Here is a 15,831-nt window from a genome sequence, read left to right on the forward strand (position 1 = left end):
GAGACTAGAATTGCTTACAAAGTGCGGTGACCCATGAAGATCTATGCTCTGGCGGGTGCTTTTGGCATTGTATTTTTCCTGATGCCAAGCCTTGTCGCCCTCATGCTGCGACGGTCTTACCTGCGCCAGTTATTTGTCTGCAATCTTGCGACCGGGCTCACCTTTGCGGGGTGGCTTGGAACGCTGTCATGGGCGCTGACCAATAAGCCGTATCCATTCGATGCGCGCAAAAACCCGAAAACAAGGCTTGCAAGCCTCATGTTTCTGGGCGCCTTCTTAATCGAAATCGGCGCTATTGCAGTGGGGTTCTACGTCCATCGGCGCTGAGAAAGAGCGGCACGTCAGATTCCCGGTCAGAGGTTTTTTATATACCGCGTGACGATCTGGTCGGCTTACGTTGCGACCGCCACCGATTGAGCAGCAAGGAATTCGTCACAACCGAGACGGAGCTAAGAGCCATCGCACCGCCAGCAATCGCGGGGCTCAGAAAGCCGCAGGCTGCAAGAGGAATGGCGGCCAGATTATAGCCGAAAGCAAAAGCAAGGTTCTGCTTTATCTTCCTGACCGTCGCCCGAGAGAGCGAAAGCGCGTCCTGTATGGCGCGCAGATCGGCGCTCATTAGCACCAGATCGGCGGTTTCTAGCGCTGCGGCGGAGCCCGACCCGATGGCGATGCTTATATCCGCCGCCGCCAGAGCCGGAGCGTCGTTGATGCCGTCGCCAGTCATACCGATCATCTGCCCCGGTCTGCGCAGGGCCTCTATGGCGGCAACCTTTCCCTCCGGCCTCAGGGCAGCCGAAACCTGATCGATACCGACCTCTGAAGCAATCGCCTCAGCCATGACCTGGCTATCCCCTGTCAGCATGACGGAGCGAATATCGCTTGCACGAAGCCAGCTTATGATCTGTGCAGCCTCCGGGCGTATCCGGTCTGTCAGGGTGACCACGCCGAGACAAACGCCGTTTCGAGCCACAAAGGCTTGTGTCGCCTGACGATCTGGAACAACGTCCCTCGCACCATCGATCTGTTCTGACAGGAGATATGCCTGCGTGCCGATCAGATAACGATCCTCACCCTGCCACGCTTCTATTCCCTTCCCAGGCACGGCGCGGAAGCGCTCGAAGGTCATGCCATAATCGACACCTCTCGCCTTGGCTTCGCCAACGATCGCGCGCCCGAGCGGATGCTCGGAATTCACCTCAAGTGCCGCCGCAAGTCCGAGGAGCGACTGCTCTGTCATGCCGCTGGCAGGCAGCACGTCATGCACGCGGGGTTCGCCGAGTGTAATGGTGCCCGTTTTGTCAAAGGCTAGCACAGTGAGACGACAGGCCCTCTCAAGGGCCTCGGCGTTACGGAACAGAATTCCGACCGATGCCGCCTTGCCCGTACCGACCATGAGCGCTGTGGGTGTCGCAAGGCCGAGTGAACAAGGACAGGCAATGACGAGCACGGAGATGGCGGAGACGAGACTCCAGCTCGCACTGCCCGTCACAACCCAGCCGACGAAGAAGGTCAGGAGAGCGATCGCAATGATCGCAGGCACGAAGACCGCCGACACGCGGTCGGCCAGTCGCTGGATAGGCGCCTTGGAGCCCTGAGCACGCGACACCAAAGCCACGATACGGGCGAGTGCCGTATCGGCACCGAGAGATGTCGCCCGGGCGCGCAGCACGCCGGTCGTGTTCAGGGTTCCGGCGTAGATCGTATCGCCGCTTCGGCGCAGAACCGGGTTGGCCTCTCCCGTCAGCATCGATTCATTGATCTCGGTTTCGCCCTCGATAACCACGCCATCGACCGGCACGACCTCACCCGGACGCAGCAGAAACACGTCACCCAGACGCAGCGCGGTAACCGGACAGGTCACAACCCTGTCTTCTTCCACACGATTGGCGGTTTCGGGTTTAAGGTTCAGCAGGGCCTCCAGCCCAGCAGCGGCTTTGTGCCGGGCACGCGCTTCAAGAAGGCGCCCGAGAGAAACGAGCAGGATCACGAAAGCGCTTGCCTCGAAATAGACGGGCAGGCCGATGCTGAAAACAGTAACGATCAGGCTGAACCCGTAGGCGATGCTCGTGCCGAGACAGACCAACACGTTCATGTTGGCAGCCTTGGTGCGTAGCGCATGCCAGGCGCTGCGATAGAAGTGGCGTGCCGAATAAAACTGCACCACCGACGCACAGATCGCTTGCAGCCACAGCGGAACTAGGTCGTGCTGCCCGAACGCCATGCCCATCATCTCGACAAGGAACGGCAGACAGAACAGTGCCGTCACCGTAAGGTCGATCAGGGCACGATGCTGCTCCGATGTCTCCTTGCGAGAGGGCGCCTGGTCCTGCACCGGGACTGCCGAAAAGCCGGCTTTTTCAATCGCGCCGATGAGAGCTGTCTGATCGGCCGCCCCGGCGATGGTCTGTACAAGAGCCTGCTCAGTCGCCAGATTGACCGACGCCGTGACACCCGGGAGGCGATTGAGAATTTTTTCGACGCGTGCGGAGCATGCGGCACAGCTCATACCACTTATCGAGAGCATGATCTCGTTACGGGCGAGCCCGAAACCTGTCTTTTCCACCAGTTTCTCGATGGAGGCGAGATCGGGCGCAGCCTCCCCTCGGGTGATTATTGCGCGCGACGAGGCAAAATTGACAGCCGCCTCCAGACCCGCCTGACGATTGAGTACCTTCTCAAGTCGCGCCGCGCAGGCGGCACAGCTCATGCCAGTCACTTCAAGATCGAGAATCTGGACGGACATACGCTGAGGCCTCGGTCATGCTAGGCGGGAAGATAAACCGCACCTCAGGCCGCGCGCCTGAAGGCAGGCTCAAATGGGCGAGGCTTTAGCCCCGCACCACATCGAAGCCGGTTTCCTCGATCACTGTCTCGATAGCGCCTCTGGGCACGGGCTGTGCGCCCAGGGTCACGTTAACCGCACCCGTTTCATGGCTTGCCTTGACCGCCTCAACGCCGGGAATTTCTGACAGGCTCTTTTCAAGCCTGCTCGAACAGCCGCCGCAGGACATGCCTTCGACCTGAAAATGCAGTGTGTCGCTCATGTTATGTTCCTCTGCTCGGTCACCAGAGCCTTTAGTTAGGCATCAAAGCCGTTGCAATCAACTCGCAGCTCTGAGAGAGTAGGTGCCATCCACTTCGCTATGAGGCTCATGCTCCGGCCGCGCCGTCCTTTCTGGGTCGTCCTTGTGATGACGTTTTTTCTTGTTCTGAGGGGTTTCACGCCCGTACAGGCAAGCGAGACTGGCTGTGCGCCCATGGTTTCCACACTTGGTGCGCCGATTGCCTCATCCGAGACCGGGTGCGGCGATCATCACGAAGCGCCAGTGTCGCATCACGGCCACAGCCATGGCTGTGGAAGTTGCCTGCCCAGTCCCTCCTGTCTTTCCAGCTTTGACGCGCCCATCGCTATCGCGCTGGCGACACCGGGGCTGAGCGATGTGGCGCGATTTGAGACCACCCCGCCCCCTGCTCTCGCTGAGCGCAGGGCACCGCCCGATCTGAGACCTCCGAGATTTTTCCTGACGCTCTGACTCCGTTCTGGCCCCGGCGCTCAAGTGCCGTGCCCTGTTTCGTCTCGTTCGTTCAGGTCTTGCTTCATGAATATTCGTCCCCGCAAAGGGGCCGGTCTTTCCCGTCGGCATTTTGTCACGGGGCTGTCCGGCCTTGGCCTTACCGCCTGCACAGAGGTGATGCCCGAGGCGCCCTTCTCTTCGGGTCCCGAGGCGTCTGCGATACCGCTCTCCGCAGCATCCCGCTATGCGCTCACGGTCGATACATGCCCTTGGGCGATAGGCTCGCGCACCGGTCGTGGCTTTACCGTCAATGGCAGCGTACCGGCGCCAACCCTTCGCTGGCGTGAGGGCGATGACGTGGTTCTTGACGTTATCAACCGGCTCGACACCCCGACCTCGATCCATTGGCACGGCATCAGACTCCCGGCCAATATGGATGGCGTGCCAGGCGTCAGCTTTGCCGGTGTGCCTGCGAAAGGGCGATTCACCTATCGTTTTCCGGTGAAGCAGTCGGGCACCTATTGGTATCACAGCCATTCCGGCATGCAGGAGGCGCAGGGATTATACGGTGCGCTGGTGATCGACCCCAAGGGCGCGCCACTCCATCAATGCGACCGCGACTACGTGATGGTGCTCTCAGACTGGAGCGATGTCGCACCGCACGACATCATCAGTAATCTGAAACAGCAGGACGATTATTATAATTTCCGCCAGCGTACAGTGGCCTCGCTTTTTCATGAGGCGCGGGAAAACGGCCTGGGCAATGCCATCGATAATCGCCTGATGTGGTCGCATATGCGCATGTCAGCCACCGACATTTCCGATGTCAGCGGGGTGATCTACACCTATCTGATCAACGGACAATCGCCCGACGCCAATTGGACAGGTGTGTTTTCGCCGGGCGAGCGCATTCGTCTGCGGGTGATCAATGCTTCGGCCATGACGCTGTTCGATTTCCGCATTCCTGGCCTTTCTTTTTCAGTCATTTCCGCCGACGGTCAGGATGTCGAGCCAGTCGTGGTTGAGGAGTTTCGCATCGCTCCCGCAGAAACCTATGATGTGATCGTACAGCCGAAGGACGAGCGCGCCTGGACTATTTTCGTTCAGTCTGAAGACCGCACGGGCTATGCACGCGGCACCCTCGCCCCGCGAAAGGGTATGACAGGGCCTATCCCGAAAATGGACCCTCGCCCGGTGCGCAGCATGGTGGATATGGGGATGGGGCGAATGGGCGCGCATCCCGGCATGAGCGGCATGAGCGGCATGAGCGGCATGAGCGGCATGAGCGGCATGAGCGGCATGAGCGGCATGAGCGGCATGAGCGGCATGAGCGGCATGAGCGGCATGAGCGGCATGAGCGGCATGAGCGGCATGAGCGGCATGAGCGGCATGAGCGGCATGAGCGGCATGAGCGGCATGAGCGGCATGAGCGGCATGAGCGGCATGAGCGGCATGAGCGGCATGAGCGGCATGAGCGGCATGAGCGGCATGAGCGGCATGAGCGGCATGAGCGGCATGACAACACCCCATGCGGCATCGTCAACCCCAGAAAAACGACAGAATGCGGCGCCCGCAATCGTCATTGACGATCCCGGTCCACCGCCCAAAAATGTCGAGAACCAGAACGTCGCGATGAATCCAGTCGACCGGCTGGCCGAACCCGGCGACGGGCTGGAGCATAACGGGCGCAAGGTTCTGAGTTACGCCATGCTGCGCGCGCTCAAACCCGCTCCCGATTTACGGCCACCCAGCAGAGAGATCGTGCTGCATCTGACGGGTAACATGATGCGCTATATCTGGGGCTTCGACGCGAAGAAGTTTTCAGAAGCAGGCCCGATCCATCTCGCGCTCAATGAACGGGTTCGGATTACGCTCATCAATGACACGATGATGGAGCACCCGATCCATCTTCATGGGTTCTGGAGCGAGCTTGAGAATGGCCAGGGTGACCGACGTCCCAACAAGCACACGATCATTTCGCAGCCGGGGTCGACGCTGAGTTATCTCGTCACGGCAGACACGCCTGGCATGTGGGCGTTTCACTGTCATCTCATCTACCACATGCATCTCGGCATGTTCAGAACGGTGGTGGTGTCATGAAGGGCATAACGCGAAAAACTCTCCTCGCGGCGTTATCTCTGACGGGCATGTCCCACGCACGAGCTGAAACCGCTTCGACGAGCGTTATGCAACCCATGCCCAGCTATATAGATGGTGTGATGCCGGTGATGGATCAGGGCGTGTGGGTCCATGGCCTGCTCAACCAGCTCGAAGGGCGTGTTGCCGGTCAGAATTCAAGCTTTCGGTGGGATGGCGAAGCCTGGATAGGCGGAGACTACAACCGGCTCTGGCTTAGGTCTGAAGGAACGCTGACAAAAGGGCGCATGAGCGATGGCGATCAGGAGCTCCTCTACAGCCGTTCCATCTCGACCTATTTCGACGTGCAGGGTGGCGTGCGCGTCGATCTGGATAGCGGCCCGACCCGCACATGGGGCGCATTCGGCATTCAGGGACTGGCGTTATATCAGTTCGAGGTGCAGGCGACGGCTTATGTAAGCGATCGCGGACGCTTCGCCGGGCGGCTCGAAGGGTCGTACGATATACCGATCACCAATCGCCTGATCCTTCAGCCTCAGGTGGAGCTGAACCTATACTCGAAACAGGACAAGGTGCGGGGGAGCGGTGCGGGGCTCTCGGAGATCGATACAGGGCTGAGGCTGCGCTACGAGGTCTGGCGGAAATTCGCTCCGTATATTGCAGTGACCTATGATGGCGCGTTGCAGCAGGCGCGCCGGTTCGCGCATGAGCGCGACGACAGCGCAGGCAATCTGCGACTCACATTCGGGATCCGAAGCTGGTTCTGACGCAAGCGCGGCTCTGTTTCTTGCCAGGGCGCCTCCGCTTCTCACCGGTGGAACGCCTGGCACGGAGCTACCCCCTGGAACCAGCGTGCGTGTCTGCCGAGAAAGCAGACGCAACGCTCCCGGCAAGGTCCTAACCTTCCTCAGTTGCGATTCTCTCGCGTTAGGTAGTTGCCTGCGTTCGAGCCCAAACGATCATGGGAGACTGTCGGTAAACTTCGTTAACCGCACGTCACCCTTGGATCAGATATAGTTAAAATCGATCGGTGACATAGAGCGCGTCTATCAGAGAATTACAGAGGCTTCATTTCAAATACAAATCAAACGCGTTAATGTTTTCAGGACTAAAAGTAAGTCTTAGGTAATTTTTCTAAATTATCCATTCATACCGTGAGTGTTGCCGAAAAATCACGCCAATTTACTCAAATCGTGGGTTTCGGTCCAGAATTGTCAATCTACTTGTCATACAATGAAATATTGATAGGACGGGGCCATTCGGCCACTCACGGGGCCAACAATCAGACCTAAAGAGTGTGCGCGAACATGCCTGTTTCAAGAACCGGAAGGCTTCGTTCTCTCTGGGCTGCCGGAACCGTATTGGGAAGCTGCTTCCTTGGCGTTCAGGCTTTCGCCCAATCACAGAGCCAGCAGACAAGCTCAAGCAACGAGACCGCAGCGACGCTCGATCCGACCGAAAAGATATCAGCAACCACGAATTCTTCAGGGCCGAGCAAGGATAGCCCGCCTAGCCTTTTCGGCAGCCCTTATGACCGCTCGCAGCCTACACTGGGCACGGTGCGCCATCCTTACATCCCCGTCCCCGGTGACGAGGCTCTGTTTCCGAAAAGCTTCTCAGACTGGCTGAAGCAGCCAACCATGACAGGCGACTGGGGTGGCCTGCGCACGCGCCTGCAAAACATGGGCATCACCCCGCAGGGTCATTATCTGCAGGATTCCGCAGGCAACCCGGTTGGCGGCAAAACGCAGGTCGTACGGTATGCCCATGAAGTCGGCCTGGGCGCAGATGTCAATTTCGCCCAGCTGACCGGCCATAACTACGGCATGTTCCACGTCCTGCTGACCGAACGCGCCGGTCTTGGTATCGGGCAAAAACTGCCGACCCTGAACAGCCCGCAGCAGATTTTCGGCTCGGGCGAGACGATCCGCTTCACGCGCCTGTCATGGGAGATGCAGTGGAACCGCTATGCCGATACCGAAATCGGCTGGATCAACACCGAAAACGATTTCGGTCAGTCGACCATGCATTGGGGCATGAGCCTGTATTGCCAGTTCGAATCGAACGCGATTTGCGGTATGCCTCAGGCACTCGCCAGCAACTCGGGCTATGGCTATTATCCTACGGCTCATCCCGGCGCTTTCCTGAAGCTCTATCCGTTTGGCGACGAGCGGATGCTCGTTTCAGCGGGCATCTATAACGTTGACCCGACCATTTCGAACACCGGATACGCATGGAAGCTCGGTCTGCATAATTCGACCGGCGCCTATCTACCCTTCCAGATTGGCTATCATTTCGGCGGAACGGACAGCAAGGGACGCCTGCCGACAAACGTGAAATTCGGCGGCTACTGGGATACGTCCGAAGTCAAGAATGTCTATGCACAGCTCGCGGGCTTCGAACTCCCGAACGCCGTGCTCGGTAATCTGCCGATCGAAAAAGTACGAGGCCGTTACGGCGGCTGGTTCATGGCTGACCAGATGCTTCAGCGAGACAAGAGCGACTCATCGCGCTCAACGGTGGCCTTTCTGTCTTTCACCTGGGGTGACCCGCGCACCGCTATCGCACCCTACTTCATCACATGGGGTATCGTGCGCAAGGGAACGTTCTGGAACCGGCCGAACGATACGATCAGCCTTGGGGGCAAGTTCAATTTCGTCAATCCGAAACTGGGCGCTTATGTAGGGGCTCTACAGGCCCAGCAGGGTACCGATAACGGACTGCTCAAGCCGAGCGGCGAACATGCAGGCGAACTCAACTATGGCTGGCGCCCGACCCCCTGGCTGACGGTACGGCCGGGCCTGCAATATATCTGGCATCCAGGCGGCACGAACCGCTACAAAAACGCGCTGCTGCTCGATTTCGAGACCGGCGTCACTTTCTGACGCCTCACGAGCCCAAAATCAGCAAACGCCCCTTTCCGAAGGGGCGTTTGTCGTTTCTGCGCAGCTATCGGACAGCGCCGCAATCGCAGGAAATCACAGCAATTCTGCTCTGTTTTCGCCCCTCGGGCATTTCATAAAACTATCATCTTATATGTGTATCTTCCTGTTGCTGGCGCCGATAGAACGAGCCGTCATCTAGATCTATTGAGGTCACACAATGCAGCTTTCCCGTATTTTCGGCGCTCTTTCCCTCTCCCTGGCTCTGAGCTGTGGCGTTTCGCACGCGGCGACCATCACCGGGGCCGGGTCGAGCTTCGCCGCGCCGATCTATGGCGCCTGGGGCGAGACGGCGCAGAAGGCCATTGGCACCTCGGTCAATTACCAGAGCGTCGGGTCGGGCGCCGGTCAGAATCAGGCTATCGCGCGCACGGTCGATTTCGGCGCGTCCGACAAGCCGATGGATGCGGCCAAGCTCGACAGCAACAAGCTCTATCAGTTCCCGACTGCCATGGGCGGCATCGTCGTCATCGTGAACGTGCCGGGCATTGAGCCGGGCAAGCTCAAGCTCGACGGTCCGACCATCGCCGGTCTGTACGATGGTACGATTTCCACCTGGAACGACCCGCGCATTGCCGCCCTAAACCCCGGCCTGAAGCTGCCTGACTCCGATGTCGCGCCGATCCATCGCGCCGATGCATCGGGCACGAGCTTCGTGTTCACCTCCTACCTCTCGAAGGTCTCGGCTGGCTGGAAAGGCAAGTTCGGCGCGGGCACGTCCATCGCCTGGGCTGGCGGTGCTGGCGCACGCGGCAATGACGGCGTTGCCGCAGGGGTCAAGGAATCAGAAGGTGGTATCGGCTATGTCGAATACGCCTATGCGAGCCGCAATCATCTGAACATGGCCCAGCTGCGCGACCGTGACGGCGCCTATATCGCGCCGAATGCCGCGTCGTTCGCCGCGTCCGCTGCCCATGCCGACTGGGCACATGCTGACCGTTATGCCGTCGATCTGCTCGACATCGCAGGCGCCAATGCCTGGCCGATCATGAGCGCCACCTTCGTTCTGGTCCCGACCGACCCGAAGGATGCGGCTCAGGGCAAGGCCGTGAAGGATTTCTTCAGCTACGCACTGAAGAATGGCAACCCTGACGCGGTCAAGCTCGACTACGTCCCGCTGCCGCAATCGGTCAAGGACGGCGTTCTCAGCGGTTGGCCGAAGAACTGAAAACCGCTTCCGGATGGATGTTTCATCTGGTCTGTATTGCAGGAAGGGGCGCTCTCGGGCGCCCTTTTCGATTCAACCTGTCCGTTCGGACTGGACGACGCCCGACCGAGATAGATCAAGGTGTTCCTTGAGCCGATCGAGTTGTCTAACCAGTTCTGGCAGGCTGCTCGCCTCCATTTTCCGCATCAGATTGGACCGTCGCACCTTGACCGTGATCTCGCTTAGTCCCAGCTCGGCGGCGGTCTGCTTGTTCAGCAGCCCTGCGACCACACGCAGGGCGACGGCGCGTTCTCCTTCGGTCAGAAGTGCCCACCGGCCGATAAGCGCCTCATCTTCCTGCTGACGGCTCAATCTTGTCTCATCCATTATCAGTCCGCGATGAATGGCATCCAGCAAGTCGATATCGCGAAAGGGCTTGGTCAGAAATTCGATCGCACCGTTTTTCATGGCCTCGACACCCATGGCGATATCGCCATGCCCGGTAATGAATATCACGGGTGTCAAACTACCGCGCTCCTTGAGGCGGCGGTGAAAATCCATTCCCGATAGTCCCGGCATTCGGATATCCAGAACCAGAACGCTTGGGCCGGACCAAGGCGCCGCACGGAGAAAGGAATCAGCATCGGGAAAACAGCAGACGTCATATCCGACTGACATCAGGAGATCTTCGAGCGCATGACGGATCGAAGCATCGTCGTCCACAACATGAATACGGGCTCGGTTCTGCGGTGTAACGAGTTGATTGCTCATGGGCCGCCTTTGACCTCCCTGCCCTTGCTCTCGCGTTCCGGGGGTGTCGCCGCCGGAATGCGGTAGCAGAAAGCCGTTCCTTTTTTCTGATCCTGCATCACCCAGATCTGCCCCTTATTGGCCTCGACCAGATTGCGACTGATGGCCAGACCGATTCCGGTGCCTTCTTCCTTGCTCGTCCAGAATGCCTCGAACAGATGTGAAGCAAGGCCTGGGGGAATACCCGCGCCATTATCCTCGATCCGGCAGCAGGCATGACCCTCTTCGTACCAGATCCGCGCCTCTATGACCCCCCCTGACTGCTTCGTGTCGATGATGGCCTCGATGGCGTTTGCGAGAAGATTGCCCGTGACCTGCTGGATCTGCACAGGATCGGCATAGGCGAGAACCGGCTCGTGCATCTCGATGAAGCGATAGAAAATGCCGTGCTGGTCCAGCCGGTGGCGTATCATCTGCACCACCTCGCCGATCGCCTGCCCCAGTGAAAAACGCTGCGCCTCCGGCGTTCCGCCTTTGGTCAGCGCACGCATACGCGTCAGAATGGCGGCAGCGCGAGTGGCATCGGCTTCGATACGCGCCAGCGCATTGCGCGCCCGCTCGAAATCGGGAGGGGCAAGCGAGAGCCAGCGCTTGCAGGCCTGACTGCTCATCGTAACAGCAGCCAGGGGCTGGTTCAGCTCATGCACGATAGAGGTTGTGAGCCCACTGAGCGTTTGGGCGGTGGTAACGCGGGTCAGGCGTTCCTGGGTACGCAGGGCAATATCCCTGGCCTGCAACATCCTGAGCGCAAGCCAGGCGGTGATGACGATCGCCGCGGTGCTCAAGCCGAGATTGATCAGCCCGCTTGGCACGTTGCCCCGCACCGTAAAGGCGAAGCTGACCCCGGTAAGGGCCAGACAGACAAGGGTAAGCAGACCGATCGCGCCGCGCCTTATGACAAGGGCGGCGTAGAGGATCACGACCGTATAAAGCACCGGCATCGCGACTTCGTAATGGGTCAGGGTGTCGGCCACAAAAATTGCGACAATGATGATCAAGAGACAGAAAGGATGAAGATAACGAATGACGTGTTGATCCTTCATACTGCCCTCGTCAGAACCGGGTTCCGAGACTGATAACCATTTGACGAGGGGCAGAACGCTGCATGGTCTGATAGTCTCCCGAGAACGGCGCCCCGTCGACATTCAGATTGCCGATCATCTTGCTGTTCATCAGATTATAGACATCGAACCGCGCAGCGATAGGCGGCAAGGCCCCATGACGCTCGAATTTCCACGATGCATAAGCCGTCATGTTCCAGTAATTCGGCCCCATAATGTCATTGGTGTAGGAGAAAGGCCGCTTGAGATAGACGATATTCGTCGCCCCGATTTCCAGCCTCGACACGTGGAGCAGCGCACTCGTCTGCAGGCTCAGTTCGGGATAGCCCGGCTGCGCTTTGCCTCTCAGCCCAAATGTCTCACCATCGATGGTAAGATCGCCGCCATAGCGAAAGCGACTGACAGAAAGAGACTGACGCAGAGTGAAATGCTCTCCGATGGGCAGACTCGCGGCAAGGTCCCCGCCCCATATATGCGATGCCCGCACGATGCCTACTGTATTGACCGGGCTATGCAAGGTGCCGACGGAGGCCGATACGAGGCGGTTTTCTATCTGGCTGAAATACGCGTCCCATGACAGCGACAGCCAGTGTCGACGGATATGACCGCCCAACGTTACGGTCGTGTCGCGTTCGGGCGCGATGCGACCGAGGGCCTCATCGAAACTCGCCTGATCCGATGCCGACCAGATGGAAGCCGAATAGCCGATATTGCCTCTTGGTGAGAGACGATAGGCGCTTTGCGTCTGGGCAGCATCGATAAACAGATCGTCATGCCCATTATAACGCCAGAGAGCGGAAAGATGGGGCAGAAACCCTGCCTGCGAGCGCAGACGGCCTCGTGGCGCATCATCGAACCCCGTGCCCCCTCCGTCAGAGACGAAATTGACAGCCTTGAAACCCGCACTCACGGTCAGCGCGTCGGAAAGCTTCCAGTCGTCACGAAGAAAGATCTGCTGCGACCGCGTGTGCCAGGTTGAGAGATTGGCCATCTGAAAGGCCGGTCCATAGACCGTGAAGGGGCCGACTGCTTTTAGAGGTGCGCCAGTGCCTAAAAGAGGCTCATTGTACCACGCCTGATGCGCGTCCGAAGAAGCGGCTTCCTGCCAGAGGCCAGCCGACACTGTGTGACGCGCAACGCGATAATTCAGCTCGAACGATCCACCGAAGCGCTGCACCGCCGAGTGCCAGACCTGCTCTGAAAACGGCGCGCCCGTCTCTGAAGGGGTTGTCGGGTCCGAGACGCTCGCATCGGTATAGGTGCTCGCTCCATAGAACACAGCCTTACCGCTTAGTCTTGGAGTGATACGAAATTCATGGGCGAGAGAGCCGATAAAGTCGCGCGAGACCTGACCGCTATCATAGGGCGTAAGTGCTGCGCGCTCAGCACAGCTATAGGCACCGCACATTTTATCAGCGTTTTCAGGGAGCGCTGCATGGTAGGCCGCCGCGTAATCGGGATAGCTGTAATCCGATCCACGCCAGCCGAGCCGATCGAGCATCTCATGCGAGACATCGTTATACCCCCAGATACGCGCTGAAGACGCCGAGAAAAACCCGGTGAGCGAGCCCCAGCTCAGATCCTGCGTTGCCTTGATATTACCGCGCATCATGTACTGGCTGCCGGAACCCTGATACTTGTCTTTGCTGATGCGCTGAAAACCAGCCATCACCTTGGGGCCATTCGCGCCGATCTGGCCCGTCTGGCCAACGATCGTGGTGACGAGCGTATTGTTACTACCCGCGCCCTGATTGACCGAAAGGGAGCGTTTCTGGCTCGGTGCCAGCAGCGTGTATCTGATTTCCCCGCCATTATTACTGTTTGAAAACAGATTTTCCCGCGCAGTACCCGGCGACACGTAAATCGACCCGATCGTGTCCGGAACACTGATATTGAGCACGTTCGTGCCATTAAGGGTTCCGAAACTCGTCTCATTGAGCGGAATATTTTCGAACATTACCCCAAGCTCGTTCATGTGAAAGCCGCGAAGGAATAGGCTCGCATCGGATTCATCCAGGCCATAGGCGTCTGATGCCGTATAGGACACACCGGGCACCTGGGAGAGAAGCGCAAGCGGGTTTGACCCGCTCAGAACGCCGCGCCAGTCCGAAGGCGTCAGGAGGGACCCATTCGCGCGCACAGTTCGATGCGCCTCTCTGTCGACCCGGATCGTCTCGACAGCGTCGGGTCGTGCGGCTTTCGTCGGGTGGATAGGTTTCTTCGTTACCCCTTGAGCGCGTGACGAATGCTCTGTCGCCTTGGATTTGGCGCGCACGGCGTCTGCCGAGGTAGCCGATGCCGTACTCGATAAGGCCGCGCACAAGAACAGGATCAACCCCGAAGGCCATCCGAAGAACCCACTCGAATAAGAAAAAGGGACGGTGAAATGGTACCGAGCGGAATGATTTGAGTGAAACTGCATGTTTCGGCCCTCCTGTGAGGGCGGTCGTAATAGACGTGACCACAGTCCACCATATTCTCTTTGGTTTCGATCACTATACCTTCGTATATTTGTTTCTTTTATTGATCGCACTACTTCCTTGGGTCGAGCCTGCACCAGGGGGAGGAAATATGCGCGCGCGTAAAGGCTTTTCCACCTGGAAAGATCACACTCTGACGTTGTGAATAAACATAAATTAGTTTCTTAAATAAGATTCTCCATTATTCAGTTTTGATCTATATCAATTTTGTGTTTTGTGAATTTATTTACATTTTTGAAGTATTGATCTGAATGGATTCAGGGCGCATCGTAACGGTGTCGAGTGGATCGGCCCATCATCGAGGGCCTTGAAGAGCCAGATAAAAGCCGGTTCGCCGACAGATCCTAAGGAAAGGGAGATCGCACAATGAGATGGTGGGGCCCGATACACGAACATTACGCGATGACTGACATGCAGTCCCTCGCGCTCAGCGTTGCGGCGACTGTAATTGTCGTCTCTATTATCGGCCTGAGCGTTCGGGCAACGAAAAAGCGGCGCCTGCACATCACACCCATGAAGCACCTCTGAAGTCGCCTTCTGGCCCGGTTACCCGAGCAGAGGCCGCAGCCCTCTCACGAAGGTCACCAGACCAACCAGAAGGAGCGTAATTGCCATCAGAGGCAGGATCCCAATCGTGGCATGGGTCAGAGCTATGCCACCCAGCAGGCCGCCGAGAGAAACGGCCAGATTCCAGGCGGTGGTCGCCATCGCCTGCGCCGCATCGAGCGACGTACCGCTTACGTGAGCCATGGCGTTCTGGGACAGCGCCGCAAAACCGCCCGTTGTCAGCCCCCAGAGAACGATAGCGAGACAGACCGGGAGAGGATGAGCAAGCGCCAGCCCGAGAATAAGGCTCGCGCAGGCAAAAAGGACGATACTGGCCGAGGTCAGTGAAGCCATGTGACGATCGATCAATACGCCTGTGACGAAGAGCCCGACCACGGAAGCCGCACCGAATAACAGCAGAAGTGCATCGATCCATCCGCCAAGCCCCGAAGGGCCTAAAAGCGGCTCTATATAGACATAGAGCAGGCTGTGAGCGGCGACGAAGCTGAAGATAACAGCCAGGTTCGCCAGGACGCCCGGCAGCCGCACGGTCCGCACAATGCTGAAACTGACCTCGCTTTGACTTCCCGGCGCATCGGGCAGAACAAGAGCCGACCAGACAATAAGAATAAATGATAAACCGCCCAGGGCAGTGAATGCCCCACGCCATCCGATAATATGCCCAAGAAAGGCACTCAGCGGCGCTCCAAGCACCAGGGCCAGCGTAACGCCTGAGCCGGCAAGGGCAATGGCACGTCCCTTTTGCCCGTCAGGGGCGAGACGCGTCGCGTATCCAGCAAACATCGCCCAGATCAGCCCGCCGCAACATCCCGCGATGAAACGGATGCACAGGGAGAGAGGAAAGCTGCTGACGAACGCATTGCCAAAATTCACCAGAGCGAATCCTGTCAGCCCCGTCAGCAGTAATTTCTTGCGTGCCATGCGATGGGTGAAGGCGGTCGAGGGCAAGGCCGCAGACAGCGCTCCAAGGGCAAAAGCCGTGATGAACTGCCCACCGACGGCTTGCGGCACCCGTAATCCGCTCGAAATGGATGACAACAAACCGGCAGGCATGATCTCAGTCAGCAACGTGACAAATGCCGCCATGGCAAGAAGAAGCATGGCATGAACGGGCATACGTTGCTCGACCACGACCGTGTGACCTTGCTCGTTCGACAGGACTGACATCACTTCCCCTCATCTTGGGCAGTCCTTCATGCCTGCGCTTTG

Annotated in this window: 12 protein-coding genes; 6 read left to right on the forward strand and 6 right to left on the reverse strand. The window is 58.4% G+C overall.

Going from position 1 to position 15,831, the window contains the following annotated elements; all coding sequences use genetic code 11:
• Positions 1-33 precede the first annotated feature (33 nt).
• Positions 34-327 (forward strand): superinfection immunity protein, encoded by a 294-nt coding sequence (locus ABHV46_RS01635; protein ID WP_336947305.1) that lies wholly within the window; start codon positions 34-36, stop codon positions 325-327.
• A gap of 37 nt (positions 328-364) precedes the next feature.
• On the opposite strand, the gene ABHV46_RS01640 is transcribed toward ABHV46_RS01635, so the two are convergent.
• A complete protein-coding gene (locus ABHV46_RS01640; protein WP_438382438.1) occupies positions 365-2,746 on the reverse strand; it encodes a heavy metal translocating P-type ATPase in 2,382 nt (793 codons plus the stop codon).
• Between the two features lie 85 nt (positions 2,747-2,831).
• The gene (locus tag ABHV46_RS01645) at positions 2,832-3,047 is read right to left on the reverse strand and encodes a heavy-metal-associated domain-containing protein (RefSeq protein ID WP_438382439.1); all 216 of its coding nucleotides are present in this window, start codon (positions 3,045-3,047) and stop codon (positions 2,832-2,834) included.
• A 147-nt stretch (positions 3,048-3,194) separates the two neighbouring features.
• On the opposite strand from ABHV46_RS01645, the gene ABHV46_RS01650 reads away from it, so the two are divergent.
• The 5 genes from ABHV46_RS01650 (at position 3,195) to pstS (ending at position 9,725) form a co-directional block, all read left to right on the forward strand.
• On the forward strand, positions 3,195-3,536 hold the full coding sequence (locus tag ABHV46_RS01650) for a hypothetical protein (RefSeq protein ID WP_438382440.1): 342 nt from the start codon (positions 3,195-3,197) through the stop codon (positions 3,534-3,536).
• Positions 3,537-3,602: 66 nt separating this feature from the next.
• A complete protein-coding gene (locus ABHV46_RS01655) occupies positions 3,603-5,618 on the forward strand; it encodes a copper resistance system multicopper oxidase (RefSeq protein ID WP_438382441.1) in 2,016 nt (671 codons plus the stop codon).
• Complete coding sequence (locus tag ABHV46_RS01660) at positions 5,615-6,382, forward strand: copper resistance protein B (protein ID WP_438382442.1); 768 nt, start codon at positions 5,615-5,617, stop codon at positions 6,380-6,382. The genes ABHV46_RS01655 and ABHV46_RS01660 overlap by 4 nt, the downstream gene beginning before the upstream one ends.
• Before the next feature lie 540 nt (positions 6,383-6,922).
• Positions 6,923-8,500, forward strand: coding sequence for a carbohydrate porin (locus tag ABHV46_RS01665; protein WP_336947295.1), 1,578 nt, complete (start codon positions 6,923-6,925; stop codon positions 8,498-8,500).
• Between the two features lie 217 nt (positions 8,501-8,717).
• Positions 8,718-9,725 (forward strand): phosphate ABC transporter substrate-binding protein PstS, encoded by a 1,008-nt coding sequence (gene pstS, locus ABHV46_RS01670; RefSeq protein WP_438382443.1) that lies wholly within the window; start codon positions 8,718-8,720, stop codon positions 9,723-9,725.
• A 72-nt stretch (positions 9,726-9,797) separates the two neighbouring features.
• Here pstS and ABHV46_RS01675 read toward each other — a convergent pair whose 3' ends face one another.
• From ABHV46_RS01675 to ABHV46_RS01690, 4 genes are all read right to left on the reverse strand, one after another.
• The gene (locus ABHV46_RS01675; RefSeq protein ID WP_438382444.1) at positions 9,798-10,475 is read right to left on the reverse strand and encodes a response regulator transcription factor; all 678 of its coding nucleotides are present in this window, start codon (positions 10,473-10,475) and stop codon (positions 9,798-9,800) included.
• A complete protein-coding gene (locus ABHV46_RS01680) occupies positions 10,472-11,557 on the reverse strand; it encodes a sensor histidine kinase (protein ID WP_438382445.1) in 1,086 nt (361 codons plus the stop codon). The genes ABHV46_RS01675 and ABHV46_RS01680 overlap by 4 nt, the downstream gene beginning before the upstream one ends.
• A 10-nt stretch (positions 11,558-11,567) precedes the next feature.
• On the reverse strand, positions 11,568-13,910 hold the full coding sequence (locus ABHV46_RS01685; protein WP_438382446.1) for a TonB-dependent receptor: 2,343 nt from the start codon (positions 13,908-13,910) through the stop codon (positions 11,568-11,570).
• 691 nt (positions 13,911-14,601) lie between these two features.
• The gene (locus ABHV46_RS01690) at positions 14,602-15,789 is read right to left on the reverse strand and encodes an MFS transporter (RefSeq protein WP_438382447.1); all 1,188 of its coding nucleotides are present in this window, start codon (positions 15,787-15,789) and stop codon (positions 14,602-14,604) included.
• Between the last annotated feature and the right edge of the window lie 42 nt (positions 15,790-15,831).

Origin of the sequence: Asaia sp. BMEF1 (genome assembly GCF_051628905.1) — a bacterium.
Taxonomy (GTDB): Bacteria; Pseudomonadota; Alphaproteobacteria; order Acetobacterales; family Acetobacteraceae; genus Asaia.